Consider the following 17,186-nt stretch of genomic DNA (forward strand, 5'->3'; position numbering starts at 1 on the left):
TTCAGGCCAGGGAGGGCTGGCGGCTGCGCCACCAGCCCTCGGCGCTGTAGACGGCCAGCGCCGCCCAGATCAGGCCGAAGCCCAGCACGCGGGCGGCCGAGAAGGGCTCGTGGTACAGCCACACGCCCAGGATGAACTGGATGCTGGGCGAGATGTACTGGAGCAGACCCAGCGTGGCCATGGGGATGCGGCGCGCGCCGGCCGCGAAGAGCAGCAGGGGCGCGGCCGTCAGCGGGCCGGCCAGCAGCAGCAGGCCGATCAGGCTCGCATCGCCGCTGTTGAGGGCGCTGTGGCCCTGCTGGCCCCACCAGGCCAGCGCCATGACGGCCACCGGCGCCACGACCAGGCATTCCAGCACCAGGCCTTCCAGCGCACCCAGCACGGCGATCTTGCGCAGCAGGCCGTAGACGCCGAAGCTGCCGGCCAGGATCAGGGCCACCCAGGGCAGACGGCCGGTCTGCAACGTCAGCCACAGCACGCCCGCCGCGGCCAGGCCCACGGCCAGCCATTGCGCGGGCCGCGGCCGCTCATGCAGGAAGAAGAAGCCCAGGGCCACATTGACCAGGGGGTTGATGAAGTAGCCCAGGCTGGCATCCAGCACATGGTCGTGCTGCACGGCCCAGACATAGGTCAGCCAGTTGGCCGACAGCAGCAGGGCCGAGGCGGTGAAGGCGCCCAGTACCTTGGGGCTGCGCAGCACCGGGCCCAGCCAGGCCCAGCGCTTCATGACGCTGAGCACCCCCACCATCAGCAGCAGGCACCAGACGATGCGGTGGGCCACCACCTCCATGGAGGGCACGCCGCCCAGGTGCTTGAAGTACAGGGGGAACAGTCCCCAAATGGCATAGGCGAGGGCGGCGCTGATGACGCCGTGGCGCAGGGAAGCGGTCATGGGAGGGGACGGTGGTACTGCTGGAGGTGCGGCATTGTCGCGGGCCGTGCCCGTTCTGTCTTGGCGCGGGGCATTGCGCTGGGCACAGGGTGCGCAAAGTCATGGCGGGTAAGCCCGCTTCGGGGCCCGGGCCCTTCGCGGCCTAATGCGGCCATGCCCCGCATCGTCTTTACGCCCCAGCTGCGGCGATTCATCGAGGCGCCCGAGTTCGAGGCCACGGCCCTGGTCCTGCGCGAGGCGCTGGAGCAGGCCTTTGCCGCCCATGGCCTGCTGCGGGGCTATGTGCTGGACGACCAGGGCCATCTGCGGGCCAATGTGGTGATCTATATCGACGGGCGCGTGGTGCATGATCGCCAGCGGCTGGACCACGCCCTGCGGCCGGCCTCTGTCGTCCACGTGCTGCAGGCCTTGTCCGGCGGCTGAGACCGCCGCCCATCTTCCGAAAGGAGCCTCGCATGAGTCTGCAAGCCTGGATCGCCACCCGCAAGGGGCTCTTTGAACTGCGCCACGAAGGCGCCCGTGGCTGGCAGGTGGCGGGCACCAGCTTTCTGGGGGACCCGGTCAGCATGGTGTTGCCGCGCGGTGCCGGGGCGCATGCGGGGGCCCATGCCGGGCGCATGCTGGCCGGCCTGAACCTGGGCCACTTCGGCGTCAAGGTGCAGGCCTCTGACGACGGGGGCAAGACCTGGCACGAGTTGCCGGCCCCCGCCTATCCGCCGCAGCCTGAAGGGGCGCCCGGGCCGGCATGGAAGCTGGTTCAGATCTGGTCCATGGAGCGCGACGGCCAGCGCCTCTGGTGCGGCACCAATCCCGGCGGCCTGTTCCGCAGCGACGACGGCGGCGCCAGCTGGGCGCTGCAGCACGGGCTGTGGGACCGCCCCGAGCGCCTCGAGTGGTTCGGCGGCGGCTACGACACACCGGGCATCCATTCCATCTGCCCCCACCCACTGGTGCCCGACGAGTTGCTGCTGGGCATCAGCTGCGGCGGCGTCTGGCATTCACAGGATGCCGCTGAGCACTGGGAGCTGCTGGGCGAGGGCCTGGCGGCCGATTACATGCCGCCGGAGCTGCAGGGCGCGCTGAACACGCAGGATCCGCACCGCATCGTTCGCTGCGCGGCGCAGCCGGAGGTGCTGTGGTGCCAGCATCACTGCGGCATCTGGCGCAGCACGGACAACGGCCGGCTGTGGCAGCGCCTGCAGGGCCCGGTGTCCAGCTTCGGCTTCGCGGTGGCCGCCCACCCCACGGACGCTGGCACGGCCTGGTTCGTGCCTGCCATCAAGGACCAGTGCCGAGTGCCCGTCGATGGCGCCCTTTGCGTGCAGCGCACCCGTGACGGCGGTCAGAGCTTCGAGGTGCTGCGCGCCGGCCTGCCGCAGGCGGGCTGCTATGACCTCGTCTACCGTCACGGCCTGGCCGTCGATGCCAGCGGGCAGCACCTGCTGATGGGCAGCACGACCGGCGGCCTCTGGGCCAGCGACGATGGCGGCGACCATTGGCAAGACCTGACCCTGCGGCTGCCGCCCATCTACGCCGTGCGATTCGAGGGCTGCTGAATCGCCGCCCCCCCCCCCATTTTCTCAACCTTCCCCGACGATGCTTGTGAAGCGAACTGCTCCGATCTCCTGCGCCGTGGCGCTCCTGGGACTGTCCCTGCAGGCCCTGGCCCAGACGCCACCCGCCGCCCCGCCCGGCCCGCCGCCCTACGAGTTCAAGGCCCACTACACCAAGTACGAGTTCCGCGTGCCGGTGCGCGACGGTAAGAAGCTCTTCACGGTGGTTTACGTGCCCAAGGAGGCCGAGTCCTCGGGCAAGCGCTACCCCTTCCTGATGACCCGCACGCCCTACAGCTGCGGGCCCTATGGCGTGGACCGCTACGGCAGCCGCTTCGCGCCCTCCGAGGACTTCCTCAAGGCCGGCTACATCTTCGTCTGTCAGGACGTGCGCGGGCGCTTCATGTCCGAGGGCGTCTACCAGGAGATGGCACCCATCAAGGCGGGCAAGGGCCCCAAGGACGCCGACGCCAGCACCGACATGCACGACACCGTGCAGTGGCTGCTGGACCATGTAAAGGGCCACAACGGCAAGCTGGGCATCTGGGGCATCTCCTACCCGGGCTTTTACACGTCCACTGCCATCATCGATTCGCACCCGGCCATCAAGGCGGCGTCGCCCCAGGCGCCCATCGCCGACTACTTCCACCGCGACGACGGCTACCACGGCGGCGCCGTGATGCTGGCCCACAACTACGGCTTCCTGACCGGCTTCAAGCCCCAGGACAACCCCACGGTGGAGCCCAAGCGCTGGGCCAGCTTCGACTACAACAGCAAGGACGCCTACGACTACTTCCTGAAGCTCGGCAACCTGGACAACATCGCCAAGTCCATCGGCAAGGAGCGCAACCCCTACTTCGACGAGCTGATCGAGAACGACCGCTACAACGACTACTGGAAGGCCCGCTCCGTCGGCCCGCACCTGAAGAACATCAAGGCCGCCGTGCTGACGGTGGGCGGCTGGTTCGATGCCGAAGATCTGGCCGGCGCCCTGGCCACCTACCAGTTCATCGAGAAGCAGAACCCCGGCATCAACAATGCCCTGGTGATGGGCCCCTGGGTGCATGGCGGCTGGGTACGCAACGTGGGCAAGGGCCTGGGAGCGGTCGATTTCGGCAGCAAGACCAGCGAGCACTTCCAGAAGCAGATCCTTCTGCCCTTCTTCGAGCAGCACCTGCGCGGGGGCAGCGATGCCAAGCTGCCAGAGGCCAGCATCTTCGAGACGGGCACCAATGTCTGGCGCCAGTACAGCGCCTGGCCGCCGGCCGAGGCCAAGCCGCGCAGCCTCTACCTGCAGGCCGGCGGCAAGCTGAGCTGGACGCCTCCGGCTGCCGGCAAGGCTGAGTCCGACAGCTACATCAGCGACCCCAACAAGCCCGTGCCCTTCATCGGCTACACGGCTCTGGGCATGCCGCAGGAGTACATGGTGGCGGACCAGCGCTTCGCCGCGACGCGCCCCGATGTGCTGGTCTACCAGACCGAGGTGCTGGAGGAGGACCTGACCGTGGCCGGTCCGGTGAGCCCGCGGCTCTTCGTGTCCACCACGGGCACGGATGCGGACTGGGTGGTCAAGCTGATCGATGTCTATCCGCCGGACCTCGGCGACGAGCCGCTGCGCAACCGCGAGCAGATTGCCGACGTGCCGCCGCCCCCGGGCTTTCAGCTGGGCGGCTACCAGCAGCTGGTGCGTGGCGACCCGCTGCGTGGCCGCTTCCGCAAGAGCTTCGAGAAGCCCGAGGCCATGGTGCCAGGGCAGGTGGAGGAGATCCGCTTTGACATCCCCGACGTGGCCCACACTTTCCGCCGCGGGCACCGCATCATGGTGCAGATCCAGAGCTCCTGGTTCCCGCTGATCGACCGCAACCCGCAGAGTTTCGTGACGATCCGCAGCGCCAGGCCGGAAGACTTCAAAGCCGCGACGCACAAGGTCTTCCACTGGAAGGAACAGCCCTCGGCCGTGCAGCTGCGGGTGATCGACAACGGGCGGTGAGCGAGGGCGCGTGGCTGGGCCCGCGTTCGCGCCTGCCTCCAGCGAAAATTCAGCACTTTGCTGATGGACAGTGGCTCCCTTCGTCCCTAGTCTCCGAGGCACTGCAAGGAGCCCAGGGCATGAAGCAGCATCAGGTGGATCTACAGCGCGCCGGCGCCTCGCCGGCATCTCAGGCCGGCGAGCGGGGCCAGGGCGATCCCGGCTGGGTTCAGACGAGCCGCCAGCAGTTGCAAAGGCGGGTCGTGCAGGGCCTGCAGTCCGGACCCCGGCAACAGGCGCAGGTCCGGCAACTGGCCACCGCGAGTCCGGCCGGTGCACGTCCGGTTCTGCAGGCGAGGTGGAGCTTCAACCGCGATCTGGCGGAGCTGAAGGGGGAGGTGCTGTACTTCGATGCAGACCGCATGCTCACCTACGACCCGGAGACCCGGACCCTGGCGTCGTTGACCGGCGGTGGCGGCAGGGTCTTGAGCGAGGAGGCCCACGCGACACTGATGGACGAGATCCGCAGCGATGTGCGCGCCGAGGACGACGCGGAACTGCGGCACCTGGGCTTCTCCGAGGAAGACATCCGGGCGCTCGAAGAGCAGGGGGCGGCCAATGCCCTGGACCTTGAGGGCAGCGGCGGTGACGAGTCCGAAGACGACTCGTCCGACGAGAAGGACGGCGGCGCCTACTTTCGCGAGGTCAGCGGCAAGGTGCGCGACAAGATCTCGGACTCGACGGCCAGGGACATGCACAGCGGCAAGCAGAAGGGGCTGAACCGTTGGCTTCGCGCCGTGAGCGGGCGAAAGAACCCCGATCTGGGCATCCTGGGCAGTTCGGTCTACGTTCGCCTGAACCAGATCGACAACGACGACGCGGCCCGGAAGCTGGCGGAGGCGGTCCAGGCGGTGCTGATCAAGGACAAGTCCGGGCACTACTACGGCTATGTCACCGATATCTGAGGCCGCAAGGCGGGAGCGGGTATGAGGACAGGCCAGGACGCTGTGCAGGCGCTGCCGGCGAGACAGCCTGCAGGCCTGGCCCGACGGCCTGGCGCCGGCCTCGCGCCATGGGCGCCGCGGCAGCAGGCTGAGCGCGACAGGCTGTCGCGGCTGCAGGAGGGTGACAGGCTTCCCCTGCAGATGCATCGGCTGGCCAGCCTGCGCGCCCCCGTGGATCCCGATGCGGACGTCGTGCAGTGCAGCCACCACATCACCGGCGCGGCGGCCGCGCTGTTGAACTCGGACCGCCAGCCCGTGCGCAACTTTCCTGCCGGCTACAGCCTGTGGGTCATTCGGACGGAGGGCGAATATGCCCGGGTGGCGGAGTATTCGGGGCAGGACCAGGACGAAGAAGAGGACGAAGAAGAGGACGAGGAAGAGGACGAGGAAGAGGACGAGGACGCGAAGGACAAAGAGGGCGAGCAAGCACGTGACGGGAAGGAGGGGGTGGAGGACGACGGGGAAGGGGACGCAGAAGCGCCGGATGACGTGGACGACGACGCCATCGGCCTCGTGCGCCTTGACCAGCTGCTGAGCCAGCCCGCACCCCATTGGCCTGAGCGCGGTGCGGCGCCGCGGCACTGGACCCAGGCGCCGGGCCCCCTGGTGGGAAGCAAGGGGCCACGCATGAGGGATGTACACCAGGGCAACCTGAACGACTGCTTCCTGCTCGCCCCGATGGCCGCCCTGGCCGCCACGCCGCGAGGCAAGCAGCTGATCCCGCAGATCATCAAGGAGCTGGACGACGGCCGCATCAGCGCCAGCTTCGCCGAGCTCAATGACGACAACACCATCGGTGCGCGTGAGGAAACGATCGTGGACCGCTGGCTGCCCAGCGACAAGGACGGCGGTCTGCTCTACAACCGCCCCCAGCACAGCCCGCCCCAGTCGCTGCCGACCTGGGCCTCCCTGCTCGAGAAGGCCTATGCGCAGTGGGACCCTGACGGCTATGCCGGCCTGGACATGCAAGCCGCCTCGCGCGCCATCGCCCACTTGACCGGTCAGGAGCCCGAATCCCTGGCCTGGGATACCGAGTCAGACAGCGCGCTGGAAGACCTGGCGGATGCCTGGGCGCAAGACACCTTCCGCCAGGAGGACCTGGAAGACCGTGCGGCTGAGGGCGAGCTGGAGGACGGAGAGATCGGGCCCCGGGCCGCCAAGGACATCGATGCCGACCAACTGCACGCCCTGCTGCGGGCCGCCCGGCTGGACCCGAATGCCATGCTCGTGGCTGAGAGCCGCAACGAGAAAGGGGACCACGTCGTCTTCCTCGACAAGGAGAAGGACGTGCGGGACTCGCATGTCTATGTGATCCAGGATGTCTGCAAGGACCATAGCCTGATCCTGTGGGACCCCGTCGTGAGCGGCACCGTGCGGATCAAGATCGACAAGTTCCGTCGGCTGTTCAGCCGCGTGCTGCGGACCTCGCTGCCCTAGGGCGGGCTGAGCCTGCGCTCGGGCATCCGCCACAGCGGGCGAGCAGGCGCCGCACCACGGTCAGCGCTGTGCCAGCTCAGCGAACGCCGGCCTGGCGTCCAGGTGCCAGCGCCAGTCGCCCCTTTGCTCCAGGGCCGTCCACTCGGCCCCAGGCGGCGCCTGGAGATCCAGGATCTGCCCGGTGTGCGGATGGCGCAGGCTCAGCGTCCAGGCATGCAGCCACAGGCGTTGCAGGCCCAGGAAATTGGCCACCGCCCGGTTGTGTGCGCCCTTGCCATGTGTGGCATCGCCGACCAGCGGGTGGGCGATGTGCTTGAAGTGCCGGCGGATCTGGTGCCGGCGGCCACTGCGGGGGGCGGCTTCGACCAGGGCGTAGCGGCTCTGCGGGAAGCGCCCGTCCACACTGAAGGGCCAGGCCACGCGCGCCAGGCAGCAGTAGTCGGTGCGGGCCTCGAGCAAGACCTGACCCTGCGAAGGCCGCTCCGGATCGCGTGCCAGCGGGTGGTCGATGGTGCCGGCGTCCGCGGGCCAGCCGCGCACCAGGGCCAGGTAGCGCTTGCGCGGCTCGCCCAGCTCGAAGGACTGGCCCAGGCGTGAGGCGGTGTCGGCGTCCAGCGCGAACACGAGCAGGCCCGAGGTGCCCTTGTCCAGACGGTGGGCGGGCCAGACGGGGCGGCCCAGTTGGTCACGCAGCATCTGCAGGGCGAAGCGCTCCTCATGGGCGTCCAGCGCTGTGCGGTGCACCAGCAGGCCGGCGGGCTTGTCGATGACGGCCAGGTGCTCGTCGAGGTACAGCAGTTGCAGCGCTGCGTCGGGTGCCTCGCTCAACGAAGGTCTCCGTCCAGGTAGTGCCACTGCCCGCCCAGGCGGACGAAGCGGCTGGTCTCGTGCAGGCGAAAGGCGCGGCCGCCCACCTTGGAGCGGGCGACGAACTCTACCGTGGCGTGGTCCGCGTCTTGCTGGGCGCGGGCCTTGATCTGCAGGCCCAGCCACTTGAGACCGGCCTCGTTAGGCGCCAGCGTGGCGGGGCGGGTGTCGGGGTGCCAGGTGGCACGCAGGTAGGCCAGCAGATCCAGGACGTAGGCGCTGTACCGGGAGCGCATCAGGGCCTCGGCGTCAGGCGCATCCCACCGCCCGGTACCTGCAAAGCGCTGGTGCAGGGCGCCGCAGCAGGCGGCATAGGGCAGGGGGCGGGCCTGGGGGGCGGTACGGCCGCAGGGGCAGGGAGAGGCGTCGAGCATGGCGGCATCATGCCAGCTGACAGAGGCTGTCCGGAGGCCTCTCTAAAATGCGCGGATGACCGCCCACCCCCACGACGCTCCCGGCACCGATTCCCTCGACGACCTCTTCGGCGACGCGCCCGCGCCACGCCCCGCCCTGGGGGCCGCCGAGGCCCAGAACGGCCTGCTCAAGGGCCTGAACCCGGAGCAGCTGGCCGCCGTGACCCTGGGGCAGGAGCCGGCCCTGATCCTGGCCGGCGCGGGCTCGGGCAAGACCCGGGTGCTGACCACCCGCATCGCCTGGCTGCTGAGGCAGGGGCATGTGGGGCCCGGCGGCCTCATGGCCGTGACCTTCACCAACAAGGCGGCCAAGGAGATGAGCACCCGGTTGTCGGCCATGCTGCCTTACAACGTGCGGGGCATGTGGATCGGCACCTTCCACGGCCTGTGCAACCGCTTCCTGCGCGCGCACTGGAAGCTGGCCGGCCTGCCGCAGGGCTTCCAGATCCTTGACGCCTCCGACACCGTCTCTGCCGTCAAGCGGGTGATCAAGGCCATGAACCTGGACGAGGAGCGCTTCGTGCCCAAGCAGGTCAGCTGGTTCATCGCCGGCGCCAAGGAGGACGGCCTGCGCCCCAAGGACATCGACCTGCGCGACGAGCAGACCCGCAAGCTGGCCGAGATCTACCAGGCCTACGAGGACCAGTGCAAGCGCGAGGGCGTGGTCGATTTCGCTGAGCTGATGCTGCGCGCCTACGAGCTGATGCGCGACAACGCCGCCGTGCGCGAGCACTACCAGCACCGCTTCCAGTACTTGCTGGTCGATGAGTTCCAGGACACCAACAAGCTGCAGTACGCCTGGCTGAAGATGTTTGCGCCGCCGGGCCGCGGCCAGGGCGTGTTCGCGGTGGGCGACGACGACCAGAGCATCTACGCCTTCCGCGGCGCCCGCGTGGGCAATATGAGCGACTTCGAGCGCGAGTACCGCGTGCGCCGCGTGGTCAAGCTGGAGCAGAACTACCGCAGCTACGGCCACATCCTGGATGCCGCCAACGAGCTGATCAGCCGCAACAGCCACCGCCTGGGCAAGAACCTGCGCACCGAGATGGGCCCCGGCGAGCCGGTGCGCGTCAACGAAGCCGCCAGCGACTTCAACGAGGCCCAGTGGCTGCTGGAGGAGGCGCAGGCCCTGCACCGCCAGGGGCTGCCGCGCTCGGAGATCGCCATCCTGTACCGCAGCAATGCGCAGTCGCGGGTGATTGAGTCGGCGCTGTTCAATGCCGGCGTGCCCTATCGCGTGTACGGCGGTCTGCGCTTCTTCGAGCGTGCAGAAGTGAAGCACGCCCTGGCCTACCTGCGCCTGATCGAGAACGCCAACGACGACACCAGCTTCCTGCGCGTGGTGAACTTCCCGGCCCGCGGCATCGGTGCACGCACCCTGGAGCAACTGCAGGACGCAGCGCGCCAGAGCGGCCGCAGTCTCTACCAGAGCGTGGCGGCGGTGCCGGGCAAGGGCGGCAGCAACCTGGCCGCCTTCGTGAACCTCATCGAGTCCATGCGCAATCTGACGCAAGGCCTGACCCTGCGCGAGATCATCGAGCAGATGCTGGAGACCTCCGGCCTGGCCGAGTTCTACCGCACCGACAAGGACGGCGCCGAACGCCTGGAGAACCTGGACGAACTGATCAACGCCGCCGAGGCCTTCGTCACTCAGGAGGGCTTCGGCAAGGATGCCGTCGCGCTGCCGGTGGATGAACTGGGGGGATTCACGCCGGGACAGATCGCGGCCGGCGACCCGCCTGCCATCGCCGCGGTAAACCTCACGCCGGACGCCGAGACGGGCGAGATCGTCTCCCCCCTGGCCGCCTTCCTGACCCACGCCTCGCTGGAGGCGGGCGATAACCAGGCGCAGGCCGGCCAGGACGCCATCCAGCTGATGACGGTGCACTCGGCCAAGGGCCTGGAGTTTGACGCCGTCTTCATCACCGGCCTGGAGGAAGGCCTGTTCCCGCACGAGAACTCGCTGTCCGACGGCGACGGGCTCGAGGAGGAGCGCCGCCTGATGTACGTGGCCATCACCCGGGCCCGCCAGCGGCTCTACCTGAGTTTCAGCCAGACGCGCATGCTGCACGGCCAGACGCGCTACAACGTCAAGAGCCGCTTCCTGGACGAGCTGCCCGAGGCCTCGCTGAAGTGGCTCACGCCGCGCAACCAGGGCTTCGGCTCGGGCTTTGCGCGCGAGTACCAGCAGGCTTGGGAGCGGGGCTCGGGGCTGAAGTCCATGGTGGGCGCCGGCCGGGTCGAGCGGCAGGCACCGGCCTGGCAGCAGGAGCGCGAGGGCAAGGATGCGCCGTCCTTCGGTGGTGCCCCCGTCCCCAAGACCATGAAGCAGGCCGCCGCCGCCAAGGTGGGCGCCGAGCACGGTGGCCTGCGCGTGGGCAAGGCCGTCTTCCACAACAAGTTCGGCGAGGGTGTGCTGCTGACGCTGGAAGGAAGCGGCCCGGATGCGCGGGCGCAGGTCAACTTCGGGCGCCACGGCACCAAGTGGTTGGCGCTCTCGGTGGCGAAACTGACGCCGATCGACTGATTCAGGGCTGGGCAGGAGCACGGGCCGGCCACCGCACGCTGCGCCCAGCAGAGAAAGGAAATGGCCGGATCACCCCGGCCATTGCATTTCAGTCGCTGGCGCGGCGATCAGGCCGTCACCGGCTTCGCATGCTCGTCGTCCAGCAGCTTGCCGAAGGCCAGCTTGATGAGCAGCAGCAGCACCGCCGCCGAGCCCACCAGGCCCGCGTGCAGGGCCCAGAAGCTGGGGCCGCTGATTTCGTCCAGCAGGCCGGCCAGCCAGCCCACGAAGGTGTTGCCCAGGAAGAGGTGCAGGTAGTAGCAACCGATCATCAGCCCTTCCATGCGCTGGGGCGCCGTGCGCGAGTACAGGGCCAGGCCAACGGGCAGAATGTTGGCGAAGCCCAGGTTGTTCAGCAGGTTGTAGCCAATGGTCCAGACCAGGCTGACGCGGCTGTGGTCCTGCTCGATCATGCCGGCGGCCAGCACGATCAGCAGCGGCGCCGTGCAGGCCAGGGCGGAACCCAGGGCCATCTTGGTCAGCTCGTCCGGCTCGCGGCGGCGCTCGGCCCACCAGCGCCAGAAGGCGATGGAGCCCAGCATGGTCAGCAGGCTGGTCGTGGCATCCAGGGCCTGCAGCCAGGTCAGGGGTACGGACCAGCCGAAGAGCACCATGTCCATGTGCTTCTGTGCCCACAGCGGATAGGCGTTGTTGAACTGCTGGTTGCCCACGATGGACAGCATCAGCACCGGGATCATGCACACCAGCAGGGCCAGGCGGCGCTTGTCGCGGCTGCTCATCGGTGCCTTGGGGGTGGCGTCCTGGGCCTTGGCCCGGCGCGGTTCCTCGGCCGGCAGGTAGCGCCGGCCGGCCAGGTAGACGATCAGGCCGATCAGCATGCCCACGCCCGCGGCGCCGAAGCCCCAGTGCCAGGCCACCTTCTCGCCCAGCGTGCCGCAGACCAGGGGCGAGGCGATCACCGCGATCTGCACCGCCAGCATGAAGATCTGGAAGGCGCTGGCACGGCGCTTGTCCTCGGGTTTGTAGAGCGAGCCGACCTGCGCGGCGATATTGCCCTTGAAGGCGCCCACGCCCACCAGCAGGCAGGCGATGGCCAGCAGGAAGCTGCGGTCGAAGGCCATCAGGAAGTGGCCCAGGGCCATCAGCGAGGCTCCGATCGTGATGGTGCGCGTGCGGCCCAGCCAGCGGTCGGCCACGATGCCGCCCAGCAGCGGCGTCAGGTAGACCAGGCCGGCGTAGAGACCGAAGACGATGGACGCCAGCTGCTGCGTCTTGCGCGGGCCGGTCACGGACTCGATCAGGGCACGCAGGCTGTCGATGCCGGCCACATTGCCGATGTTCTCGGGCAGGAACAGGTAGTTGCTGAGGTACAGCACCAGCAGGGCCTGCATGCCGTAGTAGGAGAAGCGCTCCCAGAACTCGCAGAAGGCCAGCCAGCCCAGGCCGACGGGGTGTCCGAGGAAGGCGCGGTCCAGGCGCTCGCCTGACGCTGGGAGGGGGGGGGCGCCGCTTGTGGCGGCATCGGAAGGAAGGACGGCAGACATGGCAGGCCTTGTCAGTGGATGAAGGGGGCTACTGCAAAAGGTCCGCCACTGTGGCTGAACTGGGGGTGAAGCGCCATCCAGGCTTCCCTGGATGACGATATGCGGAGACGAGGTACGAAATATGCAGGTTAGAGCGCGGCCGGCCCTGGCGGCGGCAGTGGCCAGGCCAGGCACAGGGCAGGGCGCCGCCGGCGCTGTCATGGATCTGTCGCAGGGCGGTCATGCGTGCTTCATGGCCCGCCGGGACACTCGGGGCGCTTTCAACCCGAGGGTATCCCGTCAAATGAACAAGCAAGACCAGAACCAGCCTTCCTGGGCGGACGAAGAACACAACAGCAGCGCCAACCCAGACTTCCAGAGCGTCCTGGGGGCCCGCATGGCCCGGCGCTCCCTGCTGCGAGGGGCCCTGGGCGGCGTTTCCAGTGCCATGCTGGGAGGCTTCGCGCTCACCGCCTGCGGCAGCGGCGGTGATGACAACAGCCCCGCACCCGCTCCCGCACCCGTGCCCAAGCTGCAGAAGCTGGGCTTTTCCGCCGTGCCCAAGTCCACGGCAGACGCGGTCTCGGTGCCTGCGGGCTACACGGCCACCGTGCTGTTCGCCCTGGGCGATCCCCTGACCGCGGCCGCCACCGCCTACAAGAACGATGGCAGCGACGGTGACTTCGACAATCGTGCAGGCGACCACCATGACGGCATGGAGTACCTGGGGCTGTCCGCCGATGGCAAGCCGGACCCCAAGTCCAGCGACCGCGCCCTGCTGGTGATGAACCACGAGGCCACCAGCCATGCCGGCAGCGAGCGCGCCTCGGCCTTCGTCCATGTCAACGGCGGCACGAACACGCTGCCGCGCCCCGCGGCCGAGACGGATCGCGAGGTGCCGCTGCACGGCCTGTCGGTGGTGGAGATCCGCCGTGGCGGCGGCACCTTCTCCTACCTCAAGGACTCCAGCTTCAACCGCCGCATCACCCCCTTGACGCCGGTGGTGCTGTCTGGCGCCGCCGCTGGCCATGCCTTGATGAAGACCCGCTACAGCAGCACCGGCGTGGCTGCTCGCGGCACGCTGAACAACTGCGGCACCGGCCTCACCCCATGGGGCACGGTGCTGACGGGCGAGGAGAACTGGTCCGGCTACTTCTTCCGCTCCGCCACCGATGATGCCGCCCGCGGCAATGACAAGTCGGTGGCGGCCCTGAAGCGCTATGGCCGCAGCCAGGGGGCTGCCAGCCGCCATGGCTGGGAGACGTCCGGTGCTGACGACAAGTACCAGCGCTGGGACATCAGCAAGAAGGGCGCCTCTGCCGATGGCAGCGACGACTACCGCAACGAGATGAATACCTTCGGCTACCTGGTCGAGGTGGACGGCTACAGCAAGACCGCCGCCGTGAAGAAGCGGACCAGCCTGGGCCGCTTTGCTCACGAGAGCGCGGCCTTCAGTGCGCTGGTGGTCGGCAAGCCGTTGGCGGTCTACATGGGCGACGACTCGCGAGGCGAGTACATCTACAAGTGGGTGTCTGAGGCGGTCTGGTCTGCCGCGGATGCCAATCCCGCCGACCGCATCGCCACCGGCGACAAGTACCTGGACAAGGGCCGCCTCTACGTGGCGAAGTTCAATGCCGATGGTTCGGGCGAGTGGATCGAGCTGTCGATCAATAACGCCTTGATCAAGGCTGCCAGTGCCTATGCCTTCGCCGACCAGGCGGATGTGGTGGTCAACGCCCGCCTGGCCGCTGACGCCGTGGGCGCCACGAAGATGGACCGCCCTGAGTGGTGCGCGACCCATCCGACCAGCGGCGAGGTCTACTTCACGCTGACCAACAACAGCAACCGCAAGGTCGAACCCACCGGCTCGCAGATGGTCGTCGACGCTGCCAATCCTCGCTCCTACTCCGACAGCTACGCTGGCGGTGCCGCGGGATCGCCGGGCAATGTCAACGGGCACATCCTGCGCGTGGCCGAGACCGGCGGTGAGGCCGCGGCGACCAGCTTCAAGTGGGACGTCTACCTGTTCGCCGCTGAAGCCGAAGCCGATGCCAGCAAGGTCAATCTGTCGTCCCTGACCGCAGACCAGGACATGTCCAGCCCCGACGGCCTCTGGTTCAGCAAGGCCACCGGCATCTGCTGGATCCAGACCGATGACGGTGCCTACACGGACAAGACCAATTGCATGATGCTGGCCGGCATTCCGGGCAAGGTGGGCGATGGCGCCAAGAAGACGCTGAGCTACACCCGCAAGGACGGCAGTGTGATGACGGTGGATACCTACATCGGCAAGGCGCCTACGGCCGATACGCTCAAGCGTTTCCTGGTGGGGCCGGTGGACTGCGAGTTGACGGGCTGCTGCGAGACGCCGGACGGCAAGGCCCTGTTCGTCAACATCCAGCATCCGGGCGAGACCATCAGTTCGGCCACGATCGGGAACCCTGATAAGTTCCTCAGCCACTGGCCCGGCAACGCGGGCTATGGTGCAGGCGGTGCCAAGGCACGCCCGCGCTCGGCGACGATCGTCATCACGAAGAGCGACGGCGGCGTCATCGGAAGCTGAGTCATGACGGTGCCGCTGAAGGCGGCATGACTCCCACTGAAATGGGCCTGGTGCAGGGATGCGCCGGGCCCTTTTTCATGGGTGACCCGCTGTCGATGCTCCCGCGCGGCCGGTGGCGCACGCGTGAGCCTCGCCCGCACTCACGACTGTTGCGGAGGGTGGGCCAGCACGTCCTTGGGGGCGCCGAACATGAAGCAGTCCACGAAGGTGAAGTACAGCGAGGCGTAGAAGGCCGAGCCCAGTGCATACATCGCGACGATGCCCATCAGGGGCAGCAGGGCCTCCAGCCCCGCCAGCGCAAAGGCAGCGCTGAGCATGGCGCCGGCCAGGCTGGCGACGATCTGCACGCCCAGCCAGCCCAGCATGTAGACGGAGAAGGCGCCGCGGTTGCGCCACACGCCCAGGGTGCTGGAGAACAGCGCCTGCAGCGCGCCCTGGCCGCCCCAGTGCACCAGGGCGGGGGCATGCCAGTAGGGCGTGCTGATCAGGGCGATCCAGGCCAGGCGCAGCAGGAATCCGCTGAACAGGGCGGGGTCGGGCGCGGGCAACTCGGCCGGCTGCTTGCCGCCGTCCTGGCTGGCCTTGGCCATGGCGTCCATGAACCTGTCCAAGGCCGTGCCGAAGGCGCCGCCGTCCAGCTGGTCCAGCAGCAGCAGGCCGCCTACGGTCAGGAGCGCGAAGCTGAAGCCCAGCACCAGTTGGGTCTTGCGCCGCTCGGCCGTCAGCTGCAGGGGCGCGATGAAGACGCTGGGCACGGGCCGCTTGCCCTGCAGCACCAGGTGCGAGGCCAGCATGAAGCCCAGGGAGAACAGCGGCATGGTGGCCAGCAGCAGGAAGCGCAGCGGCGCCGGCAGGGCCAGGGTCAGCAGGTTCAGCAGCATCAGCGCCGAGAACAGGCCCACCATGCCCAGCGGCGCGCGCTGCACGATCTTGAAGCCATGGCGCACCCACAGCAGACCATTGGCCGGCGGGACGTTCTGCAGATGGAGGGTCAGGGCCATTCAGCGTTCCTGAGGGACAAGGGCGTGCCAGGCGCGCGCCAGGCGCTCGCGCAGCACGCGCTCGAAGTGGGTGGGGTCGTGCGGCTTGAGCAGCGAGGCCTCGCGGGGCAGGTGGTAGTCCCACAGGCGCGATACCCAGAAGCGCAGGGCCGCCGCTCGCAGCAGGGCCGGCATCAGGCGGTGCTCGGTGCCGCTCAGCGGGCGTTCGCGCTCGTAGGCCTGCACGAAGGCCTGGGCGCGGGCCTCGTCGAGGCGGCCGGTGGCGAGGTCGATGCACCAGTCGTTGAGGCACACGGCGATGTCGAACAGGAAGGTATCGACCCCGGCGAAGTAAAAGTCGAAGAAGCCGCTGAGCTGCTCGCGGCCGGGCAGGCCTTCGAACATGACGTTGTCGCGGAAGAGGTCGGCGTGGATGGGGCCGCGCGGCAATTCGGCATAGCTCTGCGAGACCGCCAACTGCTGCTGGAAGGCCAGCTCGCTGGCGAGCAGCTCGGCCTGCTCGGGAGTCAGAAAGGGCAGGACCACGGGCACGGTGTCACTCCACCAGGCCAGGCCGCGCAGATTGGGCTGGCTCAGGGGGAAGTCGCGGCCGGCCAGGTGCATGCGGGCCAGCATGGCGCCCACCTGCGCGCAGTGGAACAGGTCCGGCGCCAGCTGGTGGCCGCCGCGCAGCTTGTTGACCACGGCGGCGGGCTTGCCCTGCACGCGGTGCAGGATCTCGCCGGCCTCGTCGGCCTGCGGGTCCGGCACGGGGATGCCGCAGCCCGCCAGGTGCTTCATCAGCCGCAGGTAGAAGGGCAGTTGCTGGAAGCTCAGGCGCTCGAAGATGGTCAGCACGTAGTCGCCGCGCTCGGTGCTGACGAAGTAGTTGGTGTTCTCGATGCCGGCCGTGATGCCGCGCAGGTCGGTGACGGTGCCCAGTTGCAGGCGGTCCATGAGGACCTGGGCCTGGGCGGCGGAGACTTGGGTGAAGACGGCCATGGCTGGAAGGCAGGGCGCGGCGCGGGCGGCGCCGGCGGGTCAGAAGCTGAACAGTCGCCAGACGCGCTGGCCGGCCCCGGCCTTGGCCGATGCGGCTCCGGGGCTCAGGTCGCGGCCGGGCTCGCCCAGCAGGATCTCGTACTCCGGAGCCTTGCCCTTGGGCTTGACCTTGGCGCTGACCGTCTGGCCGCGCACGCGGAGTTCCTCGATGCGGATGCTGTCGTCTTCCAGCCGGATCTCCTGCACCGCGGGTTCGGGCGGGTCCTGGGGAAGGGGCGGGGCGGCCGGGGTTTCGGCCGCATGCGCCGCGGCGGCCAGGCAGGCGATCAGCCCGGTGGCCAGGGACAGGGCAGCCCGCGCCCGGGGCCGGGCCGGCAATGGCTGGTGGATTGGGGACGGGTTCTGCATCCGGCGATTCTATGCGGCAGGATGCGGCGCCCCCCCACGAGCTGCTGA

At 68.7% G+C, this 17,186-nt stretch carries 14 protein-coding genes; 7 read left to right on the forward strand and 7 right to left on the reverse strand.

Annotated features, from left to right (window positions below; all coding sequences use genetic code 11):
* Window position 1: 1 nt before the first annotated feature.
* Entirely contained in the window at window positions 2-892 is an 891-nt protein-coding gene (rarD, locus tag H5407_RS04280; protein ID WP_404935586.1) for an EamA family transporter RarD, read from the reverse strand.
* Window positions 893-1,045: 153 nt separating this feature from the next.
* Here rarD and H5407_RS04285 point away from each other — a divergent pair, with 153 nt between their 5' ends.
* The 5 genes from H5407_RS04285 (at window position 1,046) to H5407_RS04305 (ending at window position 6,855) form a co-directional block, all read left to right on the forward strand.
* A complete protein-coding gene (locus tag H5407_RS04285) occupies window positions 1,046-1,315 on the forward strand; it encodes a MoaD/ThiS family protein (RefSeq protein WP_183103177.1) in 270 nt (89 codons plus the stop codon).
* A gap of 32 nt (window positions 1,316-1,347) precedes the next feature.
* Entirely contained in the window at window positions 1,348-2,448 is a 1,101-nt protein-coding gene (locus tag H5407_RS04290; protein ID WP_183103178.1) for a sialidase family protein, read from the forward strand.
* A 40-nt stretch (window positions 2,449-2,488) separates the two neighbouring features.
* Window positions 2,489-4,435 (forward strand): CocE/NonD family hydrolase, encoded by a 1,947-nt coding sequence (locus tag H5407_RS04295; protein ID WP_183103179.1) that lies wholly within the window; start codon window positions 2,489-2,491, stop codon window positions 4,433-4,435.
* 119 nt (window positions 4,436-4,554) lie between these two features.
* Window positions 4,555-5,379, forward strand: a complete 825-nt coding sequence (locus H5407_RS04300; protein ID WP_183103180.1) for a hypothetical protein — start codon at window positions 4,555-4,557, stop codon at window positions 5,377-5,379.
* A gap of 180 nt (window positions 5,380-5,559) precedes the next feature.
* A complete protein-coding gene (locus H5407_RS04305; protein WP_183103181.1) occupies window positions 5,560-6,855 on the forward strand; it encodes a C2 family cysteine protease in 1,296 nt (431 codons plus the stop codon).
* Between the two features lie 60 nt (window positions 6,856-6,915).
* Here H5407_RS04305 and H5407_RS04310 read toward each other — a convergent pair whose 3' ends face one another.
* Window positions 6,916-7,683 (reverse strand): pseudouridine synthase, encoded by a 768-nt coding sequence (locus H5407_RS04310; protein ID WP_255501053.1) that lies wholly within the window; start codon window positions 7,681-7,683, stop codon window positions 6,916-6,918.
* The gene (locus tag H5407_RS04315) at window positions 7,680-8,096 is read right to left on the reverse strand and encodes a YchJ family protein (RefSeq protein WP_183103182.1); all 417 of its coding nucleotides are present in this window, start codon (window positions 8,094-8,096) and stop codon (window positions 7,680-7,682) included. Before H5407_RS04315 ends, H5407_RS04310 begins: the two co-directional genes overlap by 4 nt.
* A 55-nt stretch (window positions 8,097-8,151) precedes the next feature.
* Here H5407_RS04315 and H5407_RS04320 point away from each other — a divergent pair, with 55 nt between their 5' ends.
* Window positions 8,152-10,662, forward strand: a complete 2,511-nt coding sequence (locus tag H5407_RS04320; RefSeq protein ID WP_183103183.1) for a UvrD-helicase domain-containing protein — start codon at window positions 8,152-8,154, stop codon at window positions 10,660-10,662.
* 107 nt (window positions 10,663-10,769) lie between these two features.
* Here H5407_RS04320 and H5407_RS04325 read toward each other — a convergent pair whose 3' ends face one another.
* Entirely contained in the window at window positions 10,770-12,206 is a 1,437-nt protein-coding gene (locus tag H5407_RS04325; RefSeq protein WP_183103184.1) for a peptide MFS transporter, read from the reverse strand.
* Between the two features lie 283 nt (window positions 12,207-12,489).
* Between H5407_RS04325 and H5407_RS04330 the strand changes: the two genes are divergently transcribed.
* Window positions 12,490-14,748, forward strand: a complete 2,259-nt coding sequence (locus H5407_RS04330; RefSeq protein ID WP_183103185.1) for a PhoX family phosphatase — start codon at window positions 12,490-12,492, stop codon at window positions 14,746-14,748.
* Between the two features lie 140 nt (window positions 14,749-14,888).
* On the opposite strand, the gene H5407_RS04335 is transcribed toward H5407_RS04330, so the two are convergent.
* The 3 genes from H5407_RS04335 to H5407_RS04345 are packed head-to-tail and all read right to left on the reverse strand — an operon-like array spanning window position 14,889 to window position 17,138.
* The gene (locus H5407_RS04335; RefSeq protein WP_183103186.1) at window positions 14,889-15,749 is read right to left on the reverse strand and encodes a BPSS1780 family membrane protein; all 861 of its coding nucleotides are present in this window, start codon (window positions 15,747-15,749) and stop codon (window positions 14,889-14,891) included.
* Window positions 15,750-16,730 carry a homoserine kinase gene (locus H5407_RS04340; RefSeq protein ID WP_183103187.1) on the reverse strand — a complete coding sequence of 327 codons (981 nt, stop codon included), beginning with the start codon at window positions 16,728-16,730 and terminating at the stop codon, window positions 15,750-15,752.
* A gap of 39 nt (window positions 16,731-16,769) precedes the next feature.
* Complete coding sequence (locus H5407_RS04345) at window positions 16,770-17,138, reverse strand: hypothetical protein (RefSeq protein WP_255501054.1); 369 nt, start codon at window positions 17,136-17,138, stop codon at window positions 16,770-16,772.
* Window positions 17,139-17,186 lie beyond the last annotated feature (48 nt).

The organism is Mitsuaria sp. WAJ17 (assembly GCF_014174515.1).
GTDB lineage: Bacteria > Pseudomonadota > Gammaproteobacteria > Burkholderiales > Burkholderiaceae_C > Roseateles_B.